The following is a 9253-nucleotide window of genomic DNA, read 5'->3' as shown; positions in this document are numbered from 1 at the left end:
GCCGGGGTCGGCCGGCCGGGGCGGGGCTGGTGTCGCGCTCACCGCTGGCGACCGGGCGCTTTGCGGGCCGGCTTGGGACGCCGGTGCGGCGGCCGGTGCGGTCTTGGCTGGCGGCGCCTGGCCGGGTGCGCTCCCCGTGGTCGCAGATGCGCGCTTGACGGGCGCCTGGGCTTGAGTCTGCTCCGGCGCCGGAGGCGGTGTTTTAGCGGCTTGCTCCGCGGCGGCCGGTTGGGGTGTCGGCGCGGCCGGCGGTGTCGGCGTGGTCACGGTGACCACCCCGATCGGGGCGAGTCGCTGCGCCTGCGTCACGTCGGGCGGTGCTGAGCGCGGTGCCGGATGAGACCAGACATAATAAATGCCATAGGCGGCTGCCAGGACGATCAACCAGACGAAATACTGGCCGATGTCGATGGGCTGCCGCTTTTTACGGACGTCCTCGGGAGGGAACATTAGCATCTCCTTCTAAGAATAGAGTCGCAATCCTACCGCATTGCGGTGCCGCGGCGCATCGGCGCGACACGCACGGGGATCCCGATACCCGATCCAAAGGCCTTCCGACGCGCCATGATGGTGCACCGCCGCTGCCGATGGTCGATGCCGATCGCTGTTTCCATCACGCGCACCTGTTGACCCGCATCGCCAGCCGCCCAACAATCCCGCACCCAAGACCGCGATTGATCCGTTCAGTCACCGGGGGCCGCCCCCCGCGTCATCCAAGCGAAGAGGTATCCCTTTATGCAGCCCATCCCCATCGGCCAGGTCCAGTTGCGGCTCGGCCAGGCCGTCGACGCCGCGTCCATTTCCGCCCAGGTCTCGGCCATCGCCCTGGATGGCGGCGGTCATCTGTGGTGTGGCGCAGCCCCGTTGGACGGCCTCCTGCGGTTGCTTCCCGCGGCCGCCGGCGATCAAACCGCCAAGCGGGGGGCGTCGTCCGCGCGGCCCGGTTGGAGCGACCCGAGTGCGCTGGACCTCGCGGCGATGCTCGATCTGCCGAACCCGGGGGAGCCCATGGACCTGACCGGCCTGGCCTGCGCCGGTGACCTGCTGTGGTTCATCGGGTCCCATGCCGGCGCGCGTCCGCGCCCGGACGCCGCGCTGAGCGATGCGCAGAACCTGGAGCGTCTGACTTGGATCGAGCCGATCCATCGGCGCGCCTGCCTGGGCTGCGCCCGGGTTGGGGCCGCCCGCCTTCCCGAGCCGCGGGACTTGGCCCTGCTGCCCATTGAGGACGGCGGTACGACGCTCACCCGCGCCCTGGCCGAGGACCCGCATCTGGCCGGCTACTTCGCCCCCGGCCCCATCCCGATGGCCGAGAACGGTCTGGAACTGGCGGGGCTGGGGTGCCGGGCCGGGCGGTTGTGGATCGGTTTCAGCGGACCGGTGTTGGGCGGCTTCGCGGTGGTGCTGGAGGTGGAGCCGCGGGAGGAGCGTCCCTGTGTGCTGCGCCTGGAGCCCATCGGTCTGGAGGGCCGTCCCTATCGCAAACACCTGGTGGACCTGGGTGGTCGCGGCGTCCAGGGGCTGCGTTGGCAGGGCGATAGCTTGTTGATCCTGTCCGGGCCGGTCACTGATCCCGCCGCTGATCCCGCGGCCGGGCAGCCGGGCATCTATCGACTGCGCGAGGCCAGCCAATTGGGCGCCGACAGCCTGACGCTTGCGGATGATCCGCGCCTGACGCTCCTTCAGCCGCTGACCGGCAGCCTGCAGGGCGACCGCCCGCGGGCCATGGAGCGCTATGATGGACTGGGCCGGCCCGGGGTCATGGTCGTTTCCAGCACCTTACACACTAACCGTTGGGGTGCGGCGGATGGGGTGTCGGCGGAGGTTTTTCCGCTGCCGGACATCTGAAACTGGGGGGCAAGTTGACCGGTCGACAAAGAGCGGCCGTCCAGGCATGACATTGCCTGGACGGCCGCTTGCCCGAGGCGCTTTGCGGCAGCGTCCATGCCGCGCGGTCACTGCCGGTGTCGCCTTACTTCACCGTGTATGACTTGCTGAGCTGGTTGTTCGTTTCGTTACTCTCCGCGGTCTGACAGGCACTGTCGACGAAGGCGCGGAAGATCTTTGTACCCTTGGCTCCTGACGACAACCCGCTGAAGGTGACGGTGGCGCTGCTCCCCGCGGCCAGGGTGCCGACCGATTTGCTCTGGTCGCCCACCGCTCCGCAACCCGGCAGGCTCGTTGGATTCGCCCAAACATCGAGTTGGCCCGGGCTGCCGGCGCCGGTGCCGCGGTTCTTGAGTGTCACCGTGGCGGTAAAGGTCCCATTGGCGGCCGGTTGGGTGGGGCTGATCTTGATGGCCGTCACCGTGAAGTCCGGCTTCTGAACTGCCGCAACCGTGTAGGGCGCAGTGATCTGATTATTGCCCTCGTTACTCTCCGTGGTGGCGCAGGCGCTGTCGATAAAGGCCAGCAAAGTCTTGGTGCCCGCGGTTCCGGCGGGCAAACCGCTGAATGTCAGCGTGGTGCTGGCCCCTGCCGCCAAGGTGCCGACCGTCTGACGCGCAGTACCCGCGGCACCGCAGGCCGGCGCGCTCGCCTGGTTCGTCCACACGTCCACTGAGCCCGCGCCGGCCGCGGCAATCCCCTGGTTTTTCACCGTCACGGTGGCGGTCATGGTCCCGTTGGCCGTCGGCTGGGTGGGATTGAGGCTGACGACCGTGACGACGAAATCAGGATAAGTGGTCGCACCGAAGCTGGCCGTCATTACGGTATTGGATGCGGAGATCGCGTTGATACTGACGCCGCTGGCGCCGCCCGGATTCAGCGTGCTGTTGGGATTGGAGCTGTCGTTGAAGGTCACGGCATTGCCGGCGTACCAGAGATCCGTCGGCTGACCGCGGCCGGTTCCCATCGCAGACGCGTCCGCTTCTTCCAGATCGGCGAGTCGGCGGGCGTCATTGGTGTTGCCGCTCTGGGTGGTATCAACATGCCAGATGGCCAAGCCGCCGAAGGCGCTGCCGATCAGACCCTGCAGTCCGCGGTCATAGCCCTGCGGTTGACGGTTTTCCAGCAGGAAATACTCGGTCGCGAGGTTGGTGCTGGCGCGCACGACCGTGTTGGAACCGGCGGCAGTGGTCGCCCCCGCGGCGGTCAGGGAGACGGTGCCGTTCGCCTCCAGATCATCCACCCAGCCCCGGTTGTAACGCACCCAGGCGGAGGCCAGCACGGGGCTCTGACCGAGCCAGGAATCGGTCGCGGCCTTGCCCCAGGAGCCCCCGCTCATCAGGCAGAAATTGCCGACACCGCTGGATGAGCCATCGGTATCGTACAGATCGGGCAAGCCGAAAATCAGATGGCCGAGCTCATGCACCATGATGCCCATGGTCGCCTGGTGCTGGTCGGTGCTGCTGCCGCGATGCAATTCGCCGAACTGGGCGTAGCCGCCTCCGCCGTAGTGATAGGCGCCCACCGTCTTGCCGTCAACGACCGCGGGTGAGGTCAGGCTCCATTTATGACCCCAGACATTGGGTGTATAGGTGCTGGAGTAGCTGCGCTCATAGCCTGCGGCCACGACGACGATGGCCAGTTCATGGGAGTCCACGTAGCCGTCGCCGTTTTGATCGTAGGCGGCGAAATTGACATAGGGATCAGCGGCCAGAATGGCGTCCCTGGTCAGCGTCTGGTTGGCCGTACCGGTGCTGTCTCCGGTATTGGGATGTGCATAACCGAGATTGACCCAGCCGACGACGCCGTTGTTGGCTGCACCAAATGACTCGGTCGCCGGGATCAGGCCGGCGCGTCCGTGGGAGGTCTTGCTGAAATAGTCGCCGATCGAGGCCGTGACGAAGGTTCCCCATTGCGCCTCGGTGGTGGTGCCGACAGTGTCGCTGAAGCTCGCGAGAATAAACAGCACGGGTCCGGTGAAGCTGCCCGCCGGGGCCGCCAACTCCAATTCATTGGTGCTTTCCTGCGGCGCTGCCGCGAGCGGTGCGCGCTGCGGGCGCAACTGCCGCTTCACCCGTGCCGGGGGCGGACCATCGGCCGGCAGGTTGCCGATAATGGGTGTGTCATCGACGAATTCCTCCACATAGCGCCAGACTCCGCCGCGGTCCCGCTTCACCGTATATCCGTGTGTGGTCTCGACGCGATTGTTCCATTCATCACCCCGATTGATGGCGATAAAGGTCGAGCCATCCGGCTGAGTGAGTGTGAATGTCCTGGGTGCGGCCGGCGCGCTCAATACGCATTGCGGCAAGGCCAGTGCGCCCAACAGGATGAACAGTCGCGTGTCGATGCGCTGACTGCGCATGGCGAAGTCAGGTCGCGTGCTGCCCGTGCGAGTGCCGTCGGACGTGCCGGCGATACCGAAGAATCGTCTTACCATCACAAATGTCCTGTGCTCTCGATGCGTCCTCGTTTCAGGTCATCGGCGCTGCGCCGACGCTGCTCCCGTTGTCAACGATCACATTGGATGCTTCGGCCGACTCGGCGGTCATCGGATAAACGGGTTCGACTCTAGCTTAAGTCGGGAAATCGACAGCGCAAGGCGACAGCGACCACGCGTTTCTCAGACTGTGATCCTGGTTTGGTCTTGCCGTCTTTTTCCGCCAAACGGTACCTGGCCGAGCGGTCTGATCAGCGATCTGCGGTCTTGGCCCCCACCCCCGCTTCCGGTACCCTGCCGGGATGCGCCTGGAAAAGATCAAACTCGCCGGTTTCAAGTCATTCGTCGATCCCACCACGGCCCATTTCCCGAGTAATTTGGTAGGCGTTGTCGGTCCCAACGGCTGCGGCAAGTCCAATGTCATCGACGCCGTGCGCTGGGTGATGGGCGAATCCTCCGCCAAGATGCTGCGCGGCGAGTCGATGGCCGATGTCATTTTCAACGGCAGCACCGGCCGGAAGCCGGTGGGCATGGCGAGCATCGAGCTGGTCTTCGACAACGCCGACGGGCGGGCCGGGGGTGAGTACGCCGCCTTCAACCAGATCGCGGTCAAGCGTCAGGTGTCCCGCGACGGTCAGTCCGGCTACTTTCTCAACGGCAGCCGCTGCCGTCGCCGCGACATTCAGGATCTGTTTCTGGGCACCGGTCTGGGTCCGCGCTCCTACGCCATCATCGAACAGGGGATGATCTCGCGCATCATCGAGGCGCGTCCGGAGGATTTGCGCCTGTTTCTGGAGGAGGCCGCCGGCATCTCCAAGTACAAGGAGCGGCGCAAAGAGACGGAAGGGCGCATGCGCAGCACCCGCGAGAACCTGGAGCGGCTCGACGACCTGCGCGATGAAGTGGGCAAGCAGTTGGCGCATCTGGAGCGGCAGGCCGATACCGCCGCCCGCTACACCGCGTATCGGGCCGAGGAGCGGCGGCTCGACCAGGAACTCAAGGCGCTACGCTGGCGTGCCCTGGACGCTGAACTCGAGGCCCAGGATCGGCGGCTCGGAGCGCTGGAGACCGATCAGGCCGCGGCGCTCGCCCGCCAGCGCCGCATCGAGGCTGACATCGAGGACCGCCGCACCGCTTACACGGGCGCCTCCGAGACCTTCAATCTGATCCAGGGTCGTTTCTACGCGGTGGGCGCGGAGATCGCCCGCGCCGAGCAGGCCATCCAGTTCGCCAACGAGTCACGCGGACGGCGCGAGGCCGAACTGGTGCGTCTGGATCAGGAGTTGTCCGACGCCGCCCATCATCTGGAGCGCGATCAGACCCGGCTCGCCGAGATCGATGAGGCGCTGACGCGGGACGAGCCCCTGCTGGCCGTCGCCGAGGCTGAACTTGCGGCGGCGGCTGCCGCGGTCGCGCTCGCCGAAGATCAGCAGGCGCAGTGGGAGTCGGAATGGGACCGCTTCAATCAGGAAGCCGCCGGCCCCGGCCAGCAGGCCCAGGTACAGCGCGCCCAGATCAACGCCCTGGAGCAGCGCCTGACCCGCGACCGGGAGCGGCTGCGCCGCAACGACGAGGACGCCGGCCGGCTCGACCTGGCGGGGGCGGCGGCGCGGATCGCCGAGCTGACCGAGCAGGAGGCCGGGATTGCGGAACAGGTGGCCGAGTTGGAAGACGGCCAACAGGCCAACGCGGCGGAGCTGGCCGCGCGTGAGGCGGCCCTGCGGACCTTGACGGTCGAACTGGATCAAATCCGGACCGCGCTGCAACAGGCCAAGGGCCGGCATGCCTCGCTCAACGCTTTGCAGGAGGCCGCCTGCGCCGACGCCGATCAGGGGGTGACCGCCTGGCTGGCGGCCAACGGGCTGGCGCAGACGCCGCGGCTGGTGGATCGGCTCGAGGTCGCGGCGGGTTGGGAGTGGGCGGTGGAGACGGCCCTGGGCGCCGCTCTGCAGGCGGTTCCGGTGCCGGATCTGCGGCCGACGGCGGCGGCCGGGCTGCGGCCGGGGCTGGTCCTGATCGACGCCGCGGTGCCGGATCTGCCGCGGGGCGACCGACCGGACACACGTCTGGCCGCGCAGGTCAAGGCGCCCTGGCCCCTGGACGGCCTGCTGGGTCCGGTCTACGCGGCGGCGGACCTCACTGAGGCCATGGACCGCCGGGGCGATCTCGGACCCGGCGAGTGGCTGATCGCCCGCGACGGCACCCAGGTCGGCGCCAACTGGCTGCGCACCCCGGCCGCCGCTGCCGGCGACAGTGTCCTGGCCCGCGCCGAGGCGCTCAAGGCGCTGGAGTCCGAAATCCTTGCCCTCAACGTCCGCGAGCAGTCCCTCACCGCCGAGGAGCAGGCGGTGCGGGCCGCCCGCGCCCAGGCCGAGGAGGCGCGTGCCCAGACCGCCCAGCAGTTGGCCGCCGTCAATCGCGACCTGGCCGCGGCGCGTGCCGAGCTCACCGGCCAGCGCGCCCGCGATGGGCATCTGCGCGAACGCCAGGCGGCACTGGCGGCGGAGCACGCTGAAGTCGCCGCCCAATGCGAGGACGCCTTGTCCGAGATCGAGGACGGCCGCGAACGGCTCAATGATTTGCTGGATCAAGTCAGCCGTCTGGCCGAGCGCCGCGAGTCGCTCAGCGCCGAGCGCGAAACCCTGCGCACCGCCCGCACCCAGGCGCGCGCGGCCGAGCAGGTTGCGCGCGACCGCGCCCAGGGTCTGCGGGTGGGCGTGGAATCCAGCCGCGCCGCGCGTGAGGCCACCCGGCGCAGCATGACCCGCGCCCAGGACCAGCAGAATCAACTCAGTGCCCGGCGCGACGATCTGGTGGCCGACCACGAGGAATCCATTGAGCCCCTGGTGGAACAGCGCGAGCGCCTGGACGAACAGCTCGCCCGGCGGGTCGAGGTCGAAGCCGAACTGGGTGCCGCGCGCAACCGTTTGGAGGCGCTGGACCAGGAGGTGCGCTCGCTGGAAACGGAGCGCCATCAGGTCGAACTGACCGCCCAAGACGCCCAGCGCGAACTCGACAGCCTGCGCCTGGAGCGCCAGGAGCGTCTGGTGCGCCGCCGCACCCTGGAGGAGCAACTCGCCGAGGCCGAGACCACACCGCAGGACGCGCTGCGCGACCTGGACCCCGCGGCGGACGAACCGACCTGGCAGGAGCGCCTGACCCGGGTGGCCGCCCGCATCCAGCGGCTGGGCGCCATCAATCTGGCCGCCATTGATGAATACAAGGAGCAGTCCGAGCGCAAAGCCTATCTCGATGACCAGCACGCCGACATCACGCGCGCCCTGGAGACCCTGGAGACGGCCATCCGCAAGATCGACCGCGAGACCCGCAGCCGCTTCAAAGACACCTACGACCAGGTCAACCAGGGCTTCCAGGAACTCTTCCCGCGCCTTTTCGGCGGCGGCCAGGCGTATCTCGACCTCACCGGGGACGATCTGCTGGAGACCGGCGTCACCGTCATGGCCCGCCCGCCGGGTAAACGCAACTCCACCATCCACCTGCTCTCCGGCGGCGAGAAAGCACTCACCGCGGTCGCGCTCGTGTTCTCCATCTTCCAGTTGAACCCGGCCCCCTTCTGCATGTTGGACGAGGTCGACGCGCCGCTCGACGATGCCAACGTCAGCCGCTTCTGCGCCCTGGTCCGCTCACTGTCCGAGCAGGTGCAATTCATCTTCATCAGCCACAACAAAGTCACCATGGAGATCGCCGATCATCTGCTGGGCGTCACTATGCACGAGCCAGGCGTTTCGCGGCTGGTCGCGGTGGATGTGGAAGAGGCGGTGCGGTTGGCGGGGGTGGCGTGAGGCAGCCGGCGCCGTTGCCTGGGTTGCGCGCGCGAGCCATCATCGCCGTTCCAGCCCGCCGCGGACCGACGACCGGGTAGGCGATTTTCGGGAAAGGACCTGCCGAGATGTAGGGGCGACTTCAGTCGCCGCGAAAGCCCCTACGGATCTTGCCGGGACGCGCAGTCGGGATCTTTATTCCTGGGATTCCGCCCCCCGCTGCGACGCTGTGCCCGCCATGGATCGGCATCGGTCATCGGCATGGTATGCGCCCGGTTGTCAGGCGTAGGTCTTGTAGAGCCGCTCGATGACGAGGTAGGCCACCAGTTCCTTCAGCACTGGCGTCGCATGCAGATCGATCAACATCGTCCGGTTCGACACCCGGTCCATGGGCGCACCTTCACTGCCATGACGCCAGAACAGCTCGAAATCGGACAAATCGCGCAACACCTCGATGAGGCTGTCGTCTTTCTTGCCGTCGGCTTCATAGGCAAGCGCGGCCAGTTCGAGCACATCCGGAAAATCCGGGTACGGCGTAGCCGATGCGGCGCGTTTGGCATAAGCCGCACGAACGGCCTCCGTCAGCGCGCCTTTCTGCACGACACCGAGCTTGCTGTTGATCGAAGCAAAGCTCTCGGCCTTTTCGCGCGCCGAGACGTTGATGGTCTGCTCATCATAAGCCGGCAGGATGAAGGGATTGATGGGTAGACTCTGGCCGCCTTGCAGCAAGCGGAAGGGTTGAACGAAGAATGATTACCTGCTCGCCCGCATTAGGAAAATAGTTATTCACGATGTTGTCGCGATGGGTGCTGTCCAGGCGCGACAGCGGCGTATCGATGATGATCGGCAGCTTCAGTTCGCTGGTTTGGGCCAAGCCCCAGAGGAGCGAGACGGCGAAGACTTCCTTTTCCCCGCCGAGAGGGCCGATTTGCGGATCTCATGCCCGTTGCGGTCGGTGATCCTGATCTCATAGGTCTTGTCGTCAATCGTGATGTCCTTGATCCTCGACTTTGGCCATTTTTCCTGGCCGTAAATAACTTGAATATCAAAATGTTATGAGGAGCAAAAAATTTACGAGGGGCAAAATTCCGGCGTTCGGGTCTCCTGGCCCCCCTTTAATTTTTCGCACTCATAGTATTTCAAG

General features: G+C 66.6%; 4 protein-coding genes and 1 pseudogene. 2 read left to right on the top strand and 3 right to left on the bottom strand.

All coding sequences use genetic code 11. The annotated features are described in order from the left end of the window. Nucleotides 1-450: pseudogene (locus QZY03_RS02880) on the bottom strand (hypothetical protein); the annotation flags it as partial. 285 nt (nucleotides 451-735) lie between these two features. Between QZY03_RS02880 and QZY03_RS02875 the strand changes: the two are divergent. Then, nucleotides 736-1848 (top strand): DUF3616 domain-containing protein, encoded by a 1113-nt coding sequence (locus tag QZY03_RS02875; RefSeq protein ID WP_295578119.1) that lies wholly within the window; start codon nucleotides 736-738, stop codon nucleotides 1846-1848. Nucleotides 1849-1972: 124 nt separating this feature from the next. Here QZY03_RS02875 and QZY03_RS02870 read toward each other — a convergent pair whose 3' ends face one another. Further along, complete coding sequence (locus tag QZY03_RS02870; protein ID WP_295578117.1) at nucleotides 1973-4327, bottom strand: M6 family metalloprotease domain-containing protein; 2355 nt, start codon at nucleotides 4325-4327, stop codon at nucleotides 1973-1975. A gap of 302 nt (nucleotides 4328-4629) precedes the next feature. On the opposite strand from QZY03_RS02870, the gene smc reads away from it, so the two are divergent. Continuing rightward, nucleotides 4630-8130 (top strand): chromosome segregation protein SMC, encoded by a 3501-nt coding sequence (gene smc / locus QZY03_RS02865; RefSeq protein ID WP_295578115.1) that lies wholly within the window; start codon nucleotides 4630-4632, stop codon nucleotides 8128-8130. A gap of 258 nt (nucleotides 8131-8388) precedes the next feature. On the opposite strand, the gene QZY03_RS02860 is transcribed toward smc, so the two are convergent. Next, nucleotides 8389-8838 (bottom strand): hypothetical protein, encoded by a 450-nt coding sequence (locus QZY03_RS02860; RefSeq protein ID WP_295578113.1) that lies wholly within the window; start codon nucleotides 8836-8838, stop codon nucleotides 8389-8391. Nucleotides 8839-9253 lie beyond the last annotated feature (415 nt).

The organism is uncultured Lamprocystis sp. (assembly GCF_903933125.1).
Taxonomy (GTDB): Bacteria; Pseudomonadota; Gammaproteobacteria; order Chromatiales; family Chromatiaceae; genus Thiodictyon.
This window is presented reverse-complemented; position numbering and strand designations above follow the sequence as displayed.

What these genes read in the sequence shown, in the direction of transcription:
- QZY03_RS02875 (WP_295578119.1), top strand. Translation starts at nt 736, where the DNA reads ATGCAGCCCATCCCCATCGGCCAGGTCCAGTTGCGGCTCGGCCAGGCC.
- QZY03_RS02870 (WP_295578117.1), bottom strand. Translation starts at nt 4,327, where the DNA reads ATGGTAAGACGATTCTTCGGTATCGCCGGCACGTCCGACGGCACTCGC.
- smc (WP_295578115.1), top strand. Translation starts at nt 4,630, where the DNA reads ATGCGCCTGGAAAAGATCAAACTCGCCGGTTTCAAGTCATTCGTCGAT.